Source organism: Egbenema bharatensis FJBBOT/2019, from assembly GCF_048077055.1.
Taxonomy (GTDB): Bacteria; Cyanobacteriota; Cyanobacteriia; order Elainellales; family Elainellaceae; genus Egbenema; species Egbenema bharatensis.
Window position 1 is genome coordinate 3,284,948 of the sequence record NZ_CP182236.1, and the last position, 17,212, is coordinate 3,302,159.

At 48.6% G+C, this 17,212-nt stretch carries 10 protein-coding genes and 1 pseudogene; 2 read left to right on the plus strand and 9 right to left on the minus strand.

Annotated features, from left to right (window positions below; genetic code table 11):
- Positions 1 to 844: 844 nt before the first annotated feature.
- Together ACM1PF_RS15290 and ACM1PF_RS15295 are read left to right on the plus strand one after the other, a co-directional pair.
- Positions 845 to 2,308, plus strand: a complete 1,464-nt coding sequence (locus tag ACM1PF_RS15290) for an AAA-like domain-containing protein (RefSeq protein WP_416676069.1) — start codon at positions 845 to 847, stop codon at positions 2,306 to 2,308.
- A complete protein-coding gene (locus ACM1PF_RS15295; protein WP_416676072.1) occupies positions 2,298 to 5,795 on the plus strand; it encodes an AAA-like domain-containing protein in 3,498 nt (1,165 codons plus the stop codon). Before ACM1PF_RS15290 ends, ACM1PF_RS15295 begins: the two co-directional genes overlap by 11 nt.
- 139 nt (positions 5,796 to 5,934) lie before the next feature.
- Here the strand turns inward: ACM1PF_RS15295 and ACM1PF_RS15300 are convergent, their stop codons facing one another.
- From ACM1PF_RS15300 to ACM1PF_RS15340, 9 genes and pseudogenes are all read right to left on the minus strand, one after another.
- Entirely contained in the window at positions 5,935 to 8,460 is a 2,526-nt protein-coding gene (locus ACM1PF_RS15300) for a glycogen/starch/alpha-glucan phosphorylase (RefSeq protein WP_416676075.1), read from the minus strand.
- Between the two features lie 144 nt (positions 8,461 to 8,604).
- Entirely contained in the window at positions 8,605 to 9,630 is a 1,026-nt protein-coding gene (locus tag ACM1PF_RS15305; RefSeq protein WP_416676078.1) for a 2-hydroxyacid dehydrogenase, read from the minus strand.
- Positions 9,631 to 9,826: 196 nt separating this feature from the next.
- Positions 9,827 to 10,064: pseudogene (gene pgi, locus ACM1PF_RS15310) on the minus strand (glucose-6-phosphate isomerase); the annotation flags it as partial.
- Positions 10,065 to 10,102: 38 nt separating this feature from the next.
- The gene (locus ACM1PF_RS15315; protein ID WP_416676081.1) at positions 10,103 to 10,567 is read right to left on the minus strand and encodes an EF-hand domain-containing protein; all 465 of its coding nucleotides are present in this window, start codon (positions 10,565 to 10,567) and stop codon (positions 10,103 to 10,105) included.
- Positions 10,568 to 10,882: 315 nt separating this feature from the next.
- Positions 10,883 to 13,282 carry a phosphoketolase family protein gene (locus ACM1PF_RS15320; RefSeq protein WP_416676083.1) on the minus strand — a complete coding sequence of 800 codons (2,400 nt, stop codon included), beginning with the start codon at positions 13,280 to 13,282 and terminating at the stop codon, positions 10,883 to 10,885.
- Positions 13,283 to 13,730: 448 nt separating this feature from the next.
- Positions 13,731 to 14,300: a hypothetical protein gene (locus tag ACM1PF_RS15325; RefSeq protein WP_416676084.1), complete on the minus strand. Its 570-nt coding sequence runs from the start codon at positions 14,298 to 14,300 to the stop codon at positions 13,731 to 13,733.
- 8 nt (positions 14,301 to 14,308) lie between these two features.
- Positions 14,309 to 14,473 carry a hypothetical protein gene (locus tag ACM1PF_RS15330; protein WP_416676085.1) on the minus strand — a complete coding sequence of 55 codons (165 nt, stop codon included), beginning with the start codon at positions 14,471 to 14,473 and terminating at the stop codon, positions 14,309 to 14,311.
- Positions 14,474 to 15,346: 873 nt separating this feature from the next.
- Positions 15,347 to 16,009: a potassium channel family protein gene (locus ACM1PF_RS15335; RefSeq protein ID WP_416676086.1), complete on the minus strand. Its 663-nt coding sequence runs from the start codon at positions 16,007 to 16,009 to the stop codon at positions 15,347 to 15,349.
- Positions 16,010 to 16,048: 39 nt separating this feature from the next.
- Positions 16,049 to 16,945, minus strand: coding sequence for a polyphosphate kinase 2 family protein (locus ACM1PF_RS15340; RefSeq protein ID WP_416676087.1), 897 nt, complete (start codon positions 16,943 to 16,945; stop codon positions 16,049 to 16,051).
- Between the last annotated feature and the right edge of the window lie 267 nt (positions 16,946 to 17,212).

The following is a 17,212-nucleotide window of genomic DNA, read 5'->3' on the forward strand; positions in this document are numbered from 1 at the left end:
TTGGGATTCAGTCCGTTTCAACAGACTTCAGCTCTTAACCCCGAATTCATTCGAGGGCGAATGACCAGGAAAGCTGCAAGATCGACGTTCAACTATTTCACCTACTCACGATTCAGCGGCAAATACTTGCAGAACAAATCCCTTGCTCAAACAGAGCAAATGTTTTAATGTTCCAAGGACATTTCCTCAATCGATAGTATTACATCAGGTACTTCAATAAAGAGTTGAAGTTAGGGAAATAATATGAAGATCAGGGAATAACTTTAGGGGGATGCGGCAAAATAACATACCCGTTGGGGGCGCACAGCAGGGGAGCATGTCACTTTTGTAGCCCTCACCCTAAATTCCTATCCCAAAGGGATAGGGACTTCCGATCCCCTTCTCCCCAGGGAGAAGAGGGGCTGGGGGATGAGGATAAACTTTCAAAGGGACATGCTCCCCACAGCAGTGCACCCTTGCAGCCGATTTTTTCAAAAGTTGGGATGCCCTTTGATTGCAGATCCCTGAGGTGAACCTTAGTCCAGATTCTCTTCAGTACAGATTCTCTTCTGATTGAGACTCACAACATAATTGCCGAAAAAAGATATTAATTTTCTGATAAGGGTTGTAAAGACTTTTGCATCTTCATGCTGTTTACCTTACAGTGGAGGTGTTGTAAGTTAAGATAAGCTCAGCTTAACAAATTGATTATTTTATTAAATAAGGTTAATACTTCCCTGGAGGTGTAACCCTGCTATGATTCAGTCCTATCACTGTTCGGCGCGTTTCGTTTATAGTTTAGCTCCTTGAGATCGATCGAGTTTGATATTGCTTTAATGCATAAACTATTAATATTTTTTATTGAATGTCTCTTAATTCGCCTAAGCGCAATCGAGGATTCATCCTGAGTCTGCAAGGATGGGAAAAGCTCCAGGCTCGCCGGAATCAGATTGAGAAAGACACAGGTCACAAGTTGTCTCAACAGGCATTAATTCGGCAAATTCAGCTCATTGATGCTCAAGGGCTGCATCCCATTACCCTGAGAAAAATTATGGGTCGGCAGGTGGGGGTAGACGAACGATCGCTCCGTCTAGTTTTCCAGGCAATGAAACTGGAGCTGGCCCCGCTCGATTACAAGCTGGCTTCCTTGAAGGAAGAAATTGAGCCAGACCAACCGATCCAGGCTACGCCATTGCCGCTCGCTCAGTCATTACCGATCGCTCCAGCGGCAACGGTTCCTGATTTTCCGGGGGGAACGATCCCACTCGAGTCTCCATTTTATATTGAATCCGAACGGCAGCTCACAAGTGCCTATCAGGAGATCAGCCGTCCTGGGGGGTTGGTGCGGATTAAAGCACCTCAGAAGTCGGGAAAAAGTTCATTTGCCCTGCGATTACAGCACCATGCCGAAACGCTGGGGTATAAAACCTTACGGGTTGATTTTCAGCAAGCGGATGAGGAGCTTTTCTCTAGTTTCGATCGCTTCCTGCGCTGGTTCTGTACCACCCTCAGCTATCAACTGGACTTGCCCTCTACTATTCAGGAACACTGGAATGAGGAGGCAGGGAGTAAGGTAAGCTGTACGATTTACTTGCAAAAAGTACTGCTGAAGCCGCTTCCGTCGCCCGTTGTGCTGGTACTTAACGAGGTCAATCGCCTGTTCGAGTATCCGGTGATTTATCAAGAATTCTTACCCCTGCTGCGATCGTGGTATCAGGAAGCAAAGTGTCACCCCGTTCTGCAAAAACTACGCTTTGTGCTGATCTACTCCACAGAAATCTATGTTTCCCTGCATCTCAATCAATCCCCCTTTAATATTGGATTGCCGGTTGAGCTGCGAGATTTAACCCTGGAGGAGATCCAGAGGCTAGCTATCCTCTACGAACTGCCAGAAGCGGTTGCTCTGCCGCTCAGAGATCTGGTTGGAGGTCGCTCTTACCTGATTCAGTTAGGGCTGTATTACCTGTCGCATCATGCCATCAGCCTGGAGCAATTCGTGGATGAAGCTGCAACGCCTAGCGGAATTTACGTGAATCACCTGAATGAGTGTCTAGCGACTCTTCAGCAAGATCCGGAACTGACCGAGGCGTTTAAACAGGTTTTGGAAAACAAAAATCCAGTCCCGCTCAATCCGATCGTTGCCTACAAGTTAGAGCGGTTGGGGTTGATTAAGCTGGATGGCTACAACGCAATGCCAAGCTGTAAACTGTATCAGCAGTTTTTTGCAGCCGTTCTCTGTCAGTTAGCTCCATTTCAGGGACAAAAGGCTTCATCTGATTCCAGTTCCACTGTTTACTCTGCTACGGTCTATCAATTCCATGCCAAATGATCTGTATCAGGTGGGTGGAGGGTTGAGTGCTGATGCGTCAACCTACGTCGTCCGTCAAGCGGATACGGAACTGATTACAGCGTTATTGGCAGGGAAATTTTGCTATGTTTTTAACTCCCGGCAAACGGGTAAGTCCTCTCTGTTGTTTCGTGCCCGGTACCTACTGACGCAGAAAGGATTTCAGACGGCATTTCTGGATATGACCCGGATTGGGGGCGAGGGACTTTCCTCCCACCAATGGTACAACGGCATCCTGTGGGATCTCTGGCGTAGCTTTGATCTGGAAGCTGATCTCGCCTCCTGGCAACAACAGGTTAGCCATCTTTCCACGACGCAACAGCTGAGCCTGTTTATTGAAGATATTCTTTTGCCGGCCTTCCCCGATCGCCCACTCTGCATTTTTATCGATGAAATCGACAGTATTCTCAGCTTAGATTTTACCGTTGATGATTTCTTTGCCTTCATTCGGTTTTGCTACAATCAGCGATCGGTCAATCCCAGCCTGCGTCGCCTCAATTTTGCCCTGTTTGGCGTGACCACTCCCTCTGATTTGATTCAAGACCGATACCGCACCCCCTTTAATATTGGTTGCGGCATTGATTTAAGAGGGTTCCAGTTCGAGGAAATTGATCCACTGGTGCAACCGCTGATTGGATTAGTTAAAGACCCCCACTCAACGCTAAAGCGAATTCTGTACTGGACGGGCGGACAACCCTTTTTAACCCAGAAATTATGCCAGCTCGTAGCACAAAGTAGAATTCAGACTGTTGGAGCACTAGACAGTTCAGATGAAGACCTGATTGATCAACTGGTTTACGCATCCATCATCCAGAATTGGGAAGCCCAGGATAATCCAGAGCATTTGCGAACCATTCGCGATCGAATTATGCGCCATGAGTCTGGAGCGGGGAGGATGCTGACCATCTATCAGCGCATTTTGCAATCTGCTCCCGTTAAAGCGAACGATAGTCGTGAACAACTGAAACTGCTGCTATCCGGATTAGTAATTCAACAGGACGGATCGCTCAAGGTTAAATGCCCCATTTATCAAGAGATTTTTAACCTGAGCTGGGTTGAGCAAAACCTGGCAGATTTACACCCCTACTCTCAATCCTTTGATGCCTGGATCGCATCGGGTCGGACTGATACATCGCGTTTACTGCGAGGGCAAGCATTAGAAGATGCGTTGCGGTGGGCAAAAAACAAAAGCCTGAGCGACTTAGATTATCAGTTTTTATCTGCCAGTCAGGAAGAAGAGCAGTTAGCAGCTCGTCTGCGGCTAGAGGCTGCGATCGCCCAGGAAACCAAAACCCGTCTGACACTAGAGAAGCGGAACTCGCGTCAGCAAAGCTTGATTTTGTCGATCGTCAGTGTGGCTCTGCTATTTTTGCTGGGTTTAGGTGCAGCACTCCTGTTACAATACCGAAAATTATTCGAGCAACAGGTGCAACTCCAGCAGAGCGAAGTCTCAGCGATCGTCAGCTTGTCCTCTGCCCTGTTTACCTCTGAACAGCGATTAGATGCACTGGTAGAAGCGGTGAAAGCTCAAATCAGGCTGCAAAGTTTAAGCCCGATTGACCCAACCCTCGCCCAGCAAACTCAATTCGTCTTGCAACAGGCGGTATACGGTGCGCTGGAATCCAACCGCTTCTCCGGCTTTCAGGGTGGCGTAAATGATGTGGCTTACAGCCCGGATGGACAGCGAATTTTGCTGGCTCAGCTCAATGGCACCCTACAGATTCGCCAACCCGACGGCACGATCGTCGCAACGCTGCAAAGCAATCAGGGACGGGCATGGGGAGTTGACTTTAGCCCTGATGGCAGCCAGTGGGTTTCAACCGGACTAACCGATGAAATCAAACTCTGGAGTCCAGACGGCAGGTTAATTAGAACCCTAACAGCCCACAAGGGGGGAAGCTGGCGCGCCATTTTCAGCCCCGATGGTTCAATGATTGCTTCCTGTGGAGCCGATCAGACCGTCAAATTATGGACTCAGGACGGCAAGCTGTTGAGAAGTTTTCCCTATGATGGGCTGGTATTTGCTGGAGCGTTCAGCCCCGATGGGCAAACCCTGGCTACCGGCGGAGCGGATAACAATATTTGGTTATGGCGGCTAGATGGCACCTTATTCAAGACCTTAACGGGTCATCGCAGCACCGTTACCAGTATCGCCTATAGCCCGGATGGAACTGAGTTTGTCTCTTCTAGCGAAGATGGCACCCTCAAGATGTGGCGGGCGGATGGCACCCTCCTGAAAACCTTAACGGATCACGCAGATGCCACCCTCGATGTGACATTCAGTCCAGATGGACAAACCTTCGCCTCTAGCAGTCGTGACAACACCCTGAAGCTCTGGCAGCGGGATGGTACTTTGCTCGTTACCCTTCAGGGGCACGAGGGGGAATTGCGTGGCATTGCCTTTAGCCCCGATGGTTCAACCCTCGCCTCCACCAGCCTGGATAACACCGTCAGGTTTTGGAAGCCCCAGGGGATAGATGCGATCAACATCCTGCGTCAGGGGAGTGAGGTGACAGGGTTAGACGTTAGCCCGGATGATCAAGAAATTGCGACGGGCGATCGCCAGGGCAACCTGAAACTCTGGGATCGCAACGGCAAGCTCCTGAAAACCATTGCAGCGCATCAGGGCGTGGTCAAGCGCATTGCCTACAGCCCCGATGGTCATACCATTGCCACCGCCAGTTGGGACTTCACCGTCAAACTTTGGAGCCGAGACGGGGTTTTGCGTCAGACTTTAACTGGACACACGGCAAAAGTAGAGGATGTGGCCTTTAGCCCCGATGGTGAAACGATCGTCTCTGTCGCCTGGGATGGAACGCTGAAGTACTGGAATCAGGACGGAATCTTGATCAGAAGCATCACTGCCTGTTCTAACTCCGTCAATTCACTGGACTATAGCCCCGATGGACAAACCATTGCCTTTGGCTGCGGTGATTCCACGATTAAATTTGTGGATCAAGCAGGACAGTTACAACACACCCTGAAGGGGCATACCGCTGCTCCGAGCAGTTTGGCGTTTAACGCAGATGGGACGTTACTCGTTTCTGCCTCTAATGATGGTACCGCGAGAGTTTGGCAGCGAGATGGCACGTTGCTGACCACCTTTACCGGACATCAAGCAGCCGTTTTGAATGCCAAGTTTAGCCCGAATGGACACCTGATCGCATCTTCCTCGAACGATCGCACTATCCAATTCTGGAAACTGGATGGAACGCTAATCTCAACCATTAATGGACACAGAGGCTCGGTTGGTGGACTCGCCTTTACAAAAGACGGAAAGCAGATCATTTCAGCCAGTATTGATCAGACTACCCTGATCTGGGATCTCGATTCTGTGACTCATCCAGAAACCCTTTTACCCGTAGCGTGTGAGTGGCTCAGAAATTACTTAACCACAAATGAAAAGTTGTCGGATGGCGATCGCAGAATCTGTAATTCTATCCCTAATGCCACATCCCTATCTCGATAGAAACCAGGTGGCGACGGCTTGCGCCACAATAATCCAGCGTGCTCTGCTCAGTAATCCAATGAACAGCACTGCCCCCACGCCTAACCGAAATCCTGTGTTCGGAAAAGGCAGGCACGATGCCTGCCCCATACTGATCTGGCTAGAAAGTGAGCTTCAAATCACTGTGGGATTGGGTGTACTCTGGCACGTCCACCTTCACAGCAGGAGCTTTCCAAATGTGTTGGAGGTAATCCTGAATCGATCGATCGCTGGAGAATTTGCCCATGCGTGCCACGTTTAAGATCGACATGCGAGTCCAATAATCTGAATCGCGATAGGCTTGACTCACCCGCTCCTGACATTCGACGTAGGACTGGTAATCCGCCAGCAGCAGATATTCATCCCGGTACAGCAGCGAATCCAGTAACGGCTTAAACAGATTCGGATCACCGTGGGAGAAGAAGCCAGAGGCGAGGCGATCGATCACCAGCTTCAGTTCAGGATTGCTGTTGTAGTAATCCCAGGGATTGTAACCGGATGCTTTTTTCGCCAGTACTTCTTCTGCCGTCAACCCAAAGAGGAAGAAGTTATCAACGCCGACAGCCTCACGAATTTCAATGTTCGCACCGTCGAGTGTACCAATGGTCAATGCACCGTTCATTGAAAACTTCATGTTGCCAGTCCCAGAGGCTTCCTTCCCGGCAGTAGAAATCTGTTCCGATAAATCCGCAGCCGGATACACGCGCTGAGCAAACTTGACGTTGTAATCTTTCAGAAACACCACTTTAATTCGATCGCGCACATCGGGATCGTTGTTCACCACATCGGCGATCGAGTTAATCAATTTAATCATCAACTTTGCCATGTAGTAACCGGGTGCGGCTTTACCCCCAAACAGGAAGGTGCGGGGGGTTATATCCAGATCTGGATCGGCTTTGAGCCGGTTGTAGAGGGTAACGATATAGAGCGCATTCAGATGTTGCCGTTTATATTCGTGAATGCGTTTGGCTTGAATGTCAAACAGCGAATTCGGATTAACGTCAATGCTGTAGTGGGTACGGATATGATCGGCTAGATCTTGTTTTACTGCTTGCTTCACTTGACGGAAATCGTGGCGGAAGTTGGCATCATGGACGAAGTCTTCCAATTTCCGGAGTTCGTCCAGACGTTTGATCCAGCCATCCCCAATCTTGTTCGTAATCAGGTTAGCCAGGCGAGGATTGCTTAAGAGCATGAACCGACGCGGTGTCACCCCATTCGTAACGTTAGTGAACTTCTCTGGATACATCTCGTAGAAGTCGTGCAGCGTCGTCTGTTTCAGCAGTTCACTATGCAACTCAGCCACCCCATTGATAGCAAAACTACCAACACAGGCTAGATTTGCCATCCGCACATACCGCTCACCGCTCTCATCAATAATGGACATGCGCCGGAGGCGATCGCCATCATCAGGGAATTTGATGCGAACTTCATCGAGGAAACGACAATTGATTTCGTAAATGATTTCCAGGTGACGGGGTAGGAGACTGGCAAACATAGCCAGAGGCCAGCGTTCCAGCGCTTCCGGTAAAAGCGTATGGTTGGTGTAGGCAAAGGTTCTCGTGGTAATATTCCAAGCTCGATCCCACTCAAAGCCATACTCATCCAGCAACAGCCGCATCAATTCCGCTACCCCGATCGTGGGGTGGGTGTCATTCAACTGAATCGCATAGTGTTCATGGAACCGTTCCAGCGTCAGATTTTGGATCTGCATTATCCGAATCATATCCTGCAACGAACAGGAGACAAAGAAGTACTGCTGTTCTAATCGCAGTTGCTTCCCTTGATGGGATTCATCATTGGGATAGAGAACTTTCGTGATGTTTTCGCACTCGCTCTTGGCGTGAACGGCTCCAAAATAGTCTCCCTTATTGAACGCTTCAAAATCAAAGGATTCTGGTGCTTCTGCTTTCCACAACCGCAGGGTGTTGGCGGTATTCGTCTGAAAGCCCAGAATGGGTGTGTCGTAAGGAACGCCCTTCATCACTTTAAAGGGAACCCACCGGATGCGATAGCGTCCATGTTCATCGGTATACACTTCGGTACGACCGCCAAACTTGACCTCTAGTGCTGCCTCCGGACGGGCCACCTCCCAGGGATTGCCATACTGCAACCACAAATCTGTAATCTCCACCTGCCACCCGTCCTTGATTTCCTGGTCAAAGATGCCGAATTGGTAGCGAATGCCGTAGCCGATCGCCGGAATTTCCAGCGTGGCCAGCGAATCAATATAGCAAGCCGCCAGCCGCCCCAAACCGCCATTCCCCAATCCGGGTTCTTCTTCCTGTTCCAGCAGGTCGGTCAGGTTCAGCCCAAGTTCCTCCATCGCCTGCTTCACGACGTTGTACAGCCCCAGGTTAATCAGGTTATTCCCCAGATGGGGCCCCAGCAGAAACTCGGCAGACAGATAAGCGACGGTACGTGGGGCCTTCTCTAAATAGGTCTGGGTCGTCCGCAGCCAGCGGTTGAGCAGGCGATCGCGCACGGTGTAGGCTAAAGCCATGTAATAGTCGTTCTTCGTAGCAATTCTGGGAAACTTCGCCTGAATGTAGAACAGGTTATCCAGGAAGGCTCGCTTCAGGGTTTCGATATCAATCCCCGTGCGATCGTCTTCGATTTGAATGTTGTTGGGAACAATGCTGACCATAACTGTAATCTCCTAGTAGCTGTGGATAGGGAATGGGGTAGTTGGTAATGGGGAGTCGGGAGTCGGGAGTCGGGAGTTGGGAGTCGGTAATAGAAAAATGATGATCAATCACCCATTACCCATTACCCATTACCCATTACCTTGTTAAACACCCGCTTTTGTCGGTGCTGGAGCTTGATAAGCAACTTCGTTCTTTAAGGGTTGCCCCTGCTCAAATTCCGTGATGTTGGATAAGGTCGTTGTGGCGATATTTTCTAGAGCATCGCGGGTAAAGAAGGCTTGATGGGCAGTGATCATCACGTTGGGAAAGGATTGCAGCAATTGGAAGGTATCGTCCTGGATGACGGTGTCAGACAAATCTTGAAAGAACAGTTCATCTTCCTGTTCGTAAACATCAATGCCCAAATAGCCAATTTTTCCTGATTTAATTCCCTGGATGACCGCAAGCGTATCAATCAATCCACCCCGACTGGTGTTAATAAGCATCATCCCTGGTTTCATCTGAGCGATCGTTTCGGCGTTGATCAGATGATGGGTTTCGGACAACAACGGACAATGCAGTGAGATGATATCGGAGTTGGCTAAAAGCTCTGAAAGCGGAACATACCGGGCATTGGCGATCGCTTCAAATTGCGGATTTGGATAAGCATCGTAGCCCAACAATGAACAGCCCAGACCCTGGATGATTTGGGCAAATACCATCCCGATTTTGCCTGTACCCACGACACCAACCGTGCAGCCATGCAGGTCAAATCCCAGCAAGCCTTCCAGGGAGAAATTATCGTCCCGTACCCGGTTATAGGCTCTGTAGAGTTTACGATTCAGTGCCAATATCAGGGCAAGGGCGTGTTCGGCAACAGCATAGGGAGAATAAGCGGGGACGCGCACAACTTTGATGCCGAGTTCACTGGCTCGCTCGAGATCAACGGTATTAAACCCAGCGGAGCGTAACGCGATCAAGTGAGTTCCCTGAGAGGCGAGTATATCAAGGGTTGCTGCATCTGCAATGTCGTTGACAAACATGCACACGGCTGGAAATTCCGCAGCTAAAACGGCGGTTTTGGCATTGAGCTGGACATCAAAAAAGGTCAGTTCGTGATTGTAGTTAACATTGACCTCTTCAAAGGATTGGCGATCGTAGGACTTGGTGCTAAAGAATGCGACTTTCATAGGATAAACTCCACATCAGTATCTCGATCCGCATCCTGTTACTTAAGCGAAACCAGCAAGCTGGACGGTTTGGTGCGATCGCCCTCCAAGGCAATTCCCCGCTGATTGGCTGCCAGGTGGCGCACAATTTTGTAAACAGTTTCAACGTGATCAGATGCACCTGCTTTTTCCGCCAATGCTGCCAATCCCAGGGCAGAGGGGGCGCGATCGGGGTCACGCAACCAGTAATGCCCCACCATGCGGTTTTCGTCCGGGTTGGCGATCGCTCCTGCCTCCAGTGCTTCCATATCTTTGAAAGCTTTCTCAAACTTCAGCTTCAAGGTATTAACCAGGGCATCATCAAAGCGCATCCGGCTGATGTCCAGATACAAATCCAGACCGTCGTGGTAGTAGAGCCAGTCTTCGTAGCGTTGCCAAAGTTCACTGGCGTTCATATAAACCTCTTTTTGAATAATCAGCAATACAGCGCGAACTACTGGAACCCAATGTGAGCGATCGCCCCCAGATATTCGTAGTAGGTGATTTGTCCATCTCCATCGCGATCGATTTTGCGAAGGATAGCTTCAATCTGGGTGGTGTTGAGGGGTAAAACCAACTGATCAGCAATATTGATTGCTTCTTCCAGCGAAAGTAACCCATTCCGGTCAAGATCCAATTCTTGGAACCGTTTGAGGATATGGAAGTTTGGCTCCAGTACAGCAACGAACTCTTCAAACTCAACGCATCCATCCTGATCGGTATCTGCCGCAACGAACTTGTCGATCAGGCGAGCTTTCTCCTTCGCCAGCGCAAAGTTGAGGTATTCCTCCAATTCGATTTTGCCGTCCTCGTTGGAGTCGAGGCGAACAAATGCTTCGATCAGTGACGACAGCTTTTCCTCAGGAAATAAGGCTTTTATGTCCTCAGATACTTCAAACTTTAATTTGCCGATGGTCATACATCTAAACCTCCCGTTCAGAATTGCGAGAACACGCGATTGTCACCTCGGTTTAATAGGTTGACAGCAGCATGGTTAAGCCACAGGCTGCTTTAACTTCAATGCTGATAATCCTGCATACTACTTCCAGCATTTTTGCTCGATCGCACCTTGGACAGTGGCATCCATGCGGTTGAGGGCAGTGGCGATCGTCTCATTCACGTTCTTAACCGCTCTCATGAATGAACTGGAGCATCCCGTAGTCCTATCATTTCAAACAACTGGAAACTACGTAAAGAGGTGCAGGATACACCCACACCTCTTCTTAAGCATGAATTAATATGGCCATGTCCAGTGACTGATTTCATCCCTGTCTGTGCCCTGTTCATAGGCATAGGCGCAGTGATTGATAATGGCGTTCTTCATCCGTTCCCGGACATGGGCACCCCTGGAGCCGAGCGTAGGAACGCGATCGATCACATCGATGACTAGATTAAATCGATCGATCTGGTTATTGATTGCCAGTTCCAACGGTGTGTTGATATTGCCCTTCTCCTTGTAACCCCGCACATGAATGCGATCTTGATTGGAACGGCGATAACACAGCTTGTGAATCAACCAGGGATAGCCGTGGAAGTTGAACATCACAGGCTTATCCGGGGTAAACAGCGTGTCAAACTCACGGTTGGATAAACCATGCGGATGCTCGGCATCGGGCTGCAGTGTCATTAGATCCACCACATTGATGAATCGCACCTTCAACTCCGGAAACTCTTCCCGCAGAATGGCTGTTGCTGCCAATGCCTCTTTAGTGGGAATGTCTCCACAGCAAGCCATGACCAGATCGGGTTCATCCGGTTCTGTCCCACAATCATCGTTGCTGGCCCAGTCCCAGATGCCAATTCCCTTCGTGCAGTGCTGAATCGCCTCTTCCATATTGAGGTACTGCAAGTGCAGCTGTTTATCTGAGACGATGATATTGGTGTAGTCAGTGCTGCGTAAGCAATGATCGGCCACCGAGAGCAGACAGTTGGCATCCGGCGGGAAATAGATGCGAACCACTTCCGCACTCTTGTTCGTCACCAGATCCACGAATCCCGGATCTTGGTGAGAGAAGCCGTTGTGATCTTGCCGCCACACCGTAGAGGAAAGCAGCACATTCCAGGATGAAACCGGAGCACGCCACGGAATCTCACGCTTGCTGATGTCCAACCACTTGGCGTGTTGGTTAAACATGGAATCAATCACATGGGCAAAGGCTTCATAGGTGTGGAAGAAGCCGTGTCGCCCGGAGAGCAGGTAGCCCTCCATGCAGCCCAGCAGCGTGTGTTCACTCAGCATCTCCATCACCCGGCCATCGGTAGACAGTTCGCTGCCATCAGCATCCTCTGGCCTGATTTCTGCCAGCCACACCTTCTTGCTGACCTCATAGACCGCTTGCAGTCGGTTTGATGCCGTTTCATCAGGGCCAAACATGCGGAAGTTGGTCATGTTGTTTTTCATGATGTCCCGCAGAAATGCCCCCAAGGGGCGCGTGTTTTCGGCTTCGACCTGAGCCGGTTGCGGCACATTCACAGCATAGTTCCGAAAATCGGGCATATTTAACTGCCGACGCAGCAAGCCACCATTGGCGATCGGGTTGGCTCCCATACGACGGGTGCCGGTTGGAGGCAGTTCCTTCAGGGCGGGAATCAACGTACCGTTGTCATCAAATAACTCTTCCGGCTTGTAGCTCCGCAGCCAATCTTCCAGAATTTGCATGTGTCCAGGGTTATTGTGCATCCCCGACAACGGCACCTGGTGCGATCGCCAGAAGTCCTCGGTTTTATGCCCATCCACAGAGGCAGGCCCCGTCCAGCCCTTGGGCGATCGCAGCACGATCATTGGCCACTTGGGACGTTTTGACACCCCATTAGTCCGGGCTTCCTGCTGAATCTCTTTGATTTCGGCAACTACCGTGTCCAGCGTTGCTGCCATCAGTTGGTGCATAGTTTCTGGATCGCTACCTTCGACAAAGTAGGGCTTGTAGCCATACCCTTTGAACAAATCCTCCAGTTCGTCGTGATCAATCCGCGCCAGAATCGTCGGGTTGGCGATCTTATACCCGTTCAGGTGCAGAATCGGCAACACTGCCCCATCCCTTGCCGGATTGAGGAACTTGTTCGTATGCCATGCAGTTGCTAAAGGCCCCGTCTCGGCTTCTCCGTCTCCCACCACACAGGCAACGATCGTCTCTGGGTTATCAAAGGCAATCCCATAGGCATGAGACAGGCTATAGCCCAGTTCCCCGCCTTCATGAATGGAACCCGGTGTTTCGGGGGTGCAATGGCTACCAATACCGCCCGGAAAAGAAAACTGCTTGAAGAACTTCTTCAACCCCTCGGCATCTTCGCTTTTGTCGGGGTAAACCTCTGAATAGCTTCCCTCTAGGTAGACCGGAGCCAGCACGCCAGGCGCACCGTGTCCCGGCCCGGCGACATAGATCACGCTCTGGTCATGTTTTTTAATAATCCGATTGAGATGGGTATAGATAAAGCTAAGACCAGGACTGGTGCCCCAATGTCCCAGCAACCGCTGCTTCACATGCTCAGGCTTGAGGGGTTCCTTTAAAAGGGGATTGTCTCTAAGATAAATCATGCCCACTGCCAGATAGTTACAGGCACGCCAGAAGGCATGCATCTTGTGCAGTTCTTCATCTGAAAGTGGTTTTGTTTGTAGAGGTGTGGCTACAACCATAATTAAGAATTTCCTGCATCTATTTTTGATTGATCAAACAACTTTGCTTGTCCTGGCTAAATCTGTACAAAAAGTTTCTTTTCGCTTTAGCCCTGAGGGATCTGCAATAAAATGGCATCCAATCTTTGAAGAAATCTGCTGTAAGGGCACACTGCTGTACGCCTCCTACCGGGTACGTTATTTTCCGCCTACCCCGAAGCCGTGGAACATTGAGTTAGCTACCTTGTGATGATGAAGGAAGCTAACAGTCTGATCTATCAAAAAACGGCAAGATTTGAACTCAAAATCGTCCCTTTAGTACAGTTAAAAGAGCACGATCGAAAGATAAACTTAAGAAATTTAGAAGATAAGGTTAAGAAGGTCAGAAGACAAGGTTAAGAAAGCAGGAGAGAGACTTAAGCGTTATTTCAGTACAGAAAATGCGTGAAGGAATAAAAATTTAGTTACTTTAATCGGGGTTTTGCAGCGTGAGCGTGTACGCTCCTCCACCGCCTGCCGTGGCACTCGTAACCAGAATATTGTAAGTTCCAGTCATTGGCAAATTCATGCGAATTAAGGCATTCGCCACATCAGCCTGTTCAGGTTGTTGAGCAATAATTTCCCCATTAGGAGCGAGCAGAACCACCACAGGATTAATCAGTAAGGAACCCGTTTGTAACTGACCGGGAGTTCGACTTCTAGACGAGCCTCCCACCAAATTGATGCGCACCAACTGCCCTTCTTCTCCTTCAAAGCGATAGATCGAAAATCGTCTGCCTGCATGGCGAAGGCTGCTCACATTCAATGCACCATTAACCCTGTCACCATACTCCAAGGTTGAGGCATTGGACAGGTGATCAGCACCGGGAAGTTCCTCGGTTGTCAGTTGGGCTTGCGCGAGTCTAATTTCGTTGGGATGAATCTGACTTGCCCAGGCTGAAGGGACGATCGCATAGCTCGACAGCACCAAACTGGCTCCCAGGATGAAACGAGCAGCACCTGGATAGAATTTGATAGAACTGGAACTTGAACGAAACATTGGTCGCATCACCATTTTGTCACCCTATTTCTAAACATCAGTTGCCTCTGCCTCGATCGCATCCATTGCTCAACAATCGCTCCCAGGGCTGTTTTCGGGAACAGAGACAGCAACGGACGCAAAAACAGCACCAGCAGCAGCAGCACGCTAAAGACAACTATAGAGTTATTCATCGTAGTAGAGGTGAACGACGAGTGCTATCAAGAAACGGCAAATTTTTTCAGCTAAAGTGCATTTCTGGTGGGAAACCCATTTGGCTCACAAAGTCTGGAATCCGTTAGGAGATAGAGTCAGTCATTTAGGTCATCTACATGAGGAATTCATTTCCTACATTGATTAAGACTTTCAATAGCTGTACTGCCTCTATTTAACAGCCACTTAATTCAGCCCGTCACAAATCGATAAGATTCATTCTGGCAAAAATCGAGGTTTTCGAGCTATTATAATAGCCAGGCTTACATTACGTCAGAAAAGCCAATTTCAATAAATTAAAACGAACATTTGATAAGCGATTTCCAGAAGAAAGGTAATGCACTTTCTTTTTCGCAAACACTTGCAAATATTCATCAGTTTTTGATGAATTGAGCACAGGAATTTGCTTGGCAAACATGAAGTAAATTGTTGAGCCTGCATTCTATTACTGTTTAAAGTTTTGGAAAACAAGGGGAATTTTATGAAAAATCTATCATTGTTTTTAGTTACTCTTTTAACGATGTCACTGGTTGTTTCTACGGGCAGCGTTCTTGCAGCAGGAGGTGGTTTTTGTCGTTCGGTTCAACCATCATCTGAGGTATGCCAGCAATTTGAAGGTATGAAGAGGTAACAGTTATTGAATATGGTTCCAGGGTAGTTCTTAGGGCGGAGAAGATTCAATTTTTCTAATCTTCTGCACATCTACCGGCAAACCAGACGAAATGATGCTCGCAGCGGTGTTGCACCATGCAATTAAACAATAATTGCTAGCAAACAATCCGTTGCGAGTTTTTGAGTTGCTGGATTAGTAAACCCGACGTACATCATTTGGTTGTGTTCCAAATTGTAAAAGATTAATCTTTGCTGTATAAACCGACCAGACGAGCAATGAAAACCGCCGGATACATTACACCCACCATTCCTTCCAGGTTGGCTAGAACTCTGGCAATTTCACTGGCGGGAGAGATATCTCCATACCCGACTGTGGTGAGCGTTGTGAAACTGAAATGCGCCAGATCGGAGCGACTGATACTTTTTGATGGAGCAGTGAACGAATTTGCATCAAAACTGTAAACAATATTGTACATTTCGAGCCAAAGAAATCCAAACAGAAAGTAGACGCAAATTCCTCCTTTAATCATATCGGCTGTAACTTGTTCAGCGATCGCCAATTCCCGCAAAATCAAGTAGATTGATAGCGCGAAAAATGCCATCAGGATGCCTGTACTGAGAACTTCAAATACTGGACTGAGATGCCGTAAAGCAGAGGTCAAATAGTTTAGAACTTTCAGCACCATTGCTAAAACGAGCAAACCAATATGCAGCCTCAGTGCCCTTTTACTGTGCTGAATTTGGTAGATAACGATGACAATGACTCCCAAAAAAAGGAAAAAAAGAATGACATTGCCGATCGCCCAATCTACTAAAAACGGTGAAGAGAGATACATCAAAATTAAGAGAGTCAGGAGGCGATTGTATTTATCTTCTACCGCACGAATTAGGTCACGTAGTCGCATGGCTCATACCATCTCGAGATCGCAGCTTGTAGGCATTATTTACTCTCCCTCGTTTTCTAGCAGTTCTTTGGCTTTTAGCAAAGATTGCCGGTGTTCTTCGGTCACAGTTGGGTATGCCAGCCCCAATGATTCCAGCGTCATGTAAATCACTGCCCCCACAGCAAGACGGGTAAACCATTTGCGATCGGCAGGAATAACGTACCAGGGTGCCCATTCGGTACTGGTATTGTTAAACACATCTTCATAGGCATTCATGTAGTCATTCCAGAAACCGCGTTCCTTCGCATCATTTTCCGAAAACTTCCAGTTCTTTTCGGGGCGATCAATCCGTTCCAAAAATCGTTTCTTCTGTTCCACTTTCGACACGTTCAAAAAGAACTTCAGCACAATAATACCGTTGTCTACCAGATATTTCTCAAAGTTGTTAATCTGTTCAAATCGCTGCTGCCAGATCTTTTTGGTTTTGGCTTCCGGAGGAAGCTGCTGTCGTTCCATCAAGGCTTCATGAACCCGCACTACCAAAACTTCTTCGTAGTAGGAGCGGTTGAAGATGCCAATCCGTCCTCGCTCTGGTAACGCCTTAAAGTATCGCCACAGATAGTCGTGATCGAGTTCTTCCGCCGAGGGAACTTTGAAGCTGAACACCTGGCATCCCTGCGGATTTAACCCGGACATCACGTGCTTGATCGTGCCATCCTTTCCCGCTGCATCCATTGCCTGGAGGTTAATCAACAGTCCATAGTTGTTCTGAGCATAGAGCTTATCTTGCAACTCTGCCATTCTGCCAATGCCGGTTTGTAGCAGGGCATTAGCATCTTCTTTGGTGATATAGTCTGGCTTGAAACTGGGATTGTAATCTTTCTTAAGCGAAATTTTTCTGCCCGGCGGCACGATGAGAGACTGCAAGAACTCCTCTTTGTCAATTTTTTTTGCCATACCGCTTTCCTTTCTATTTTTCTAAGAATTGTGAATTAAATAACCTGACCACTGTTCTGCGGCTTTGACTGGGCAGGCAAGATGTCCACCCCACAAGAATTTCAGGTTATTCGGTTTGTATTCCTAAGCCGGTTTGCGCTGATTTACCAGAGTCATTCCCGTACATATCCAGGGATTTCGCTGGTTGAAACGGCAAGAATAGTAGTTTAACAATCTATTCCCAATGTTTGCTCCAGTGCCTCCAGAACAATATCTGTCATCATCTGA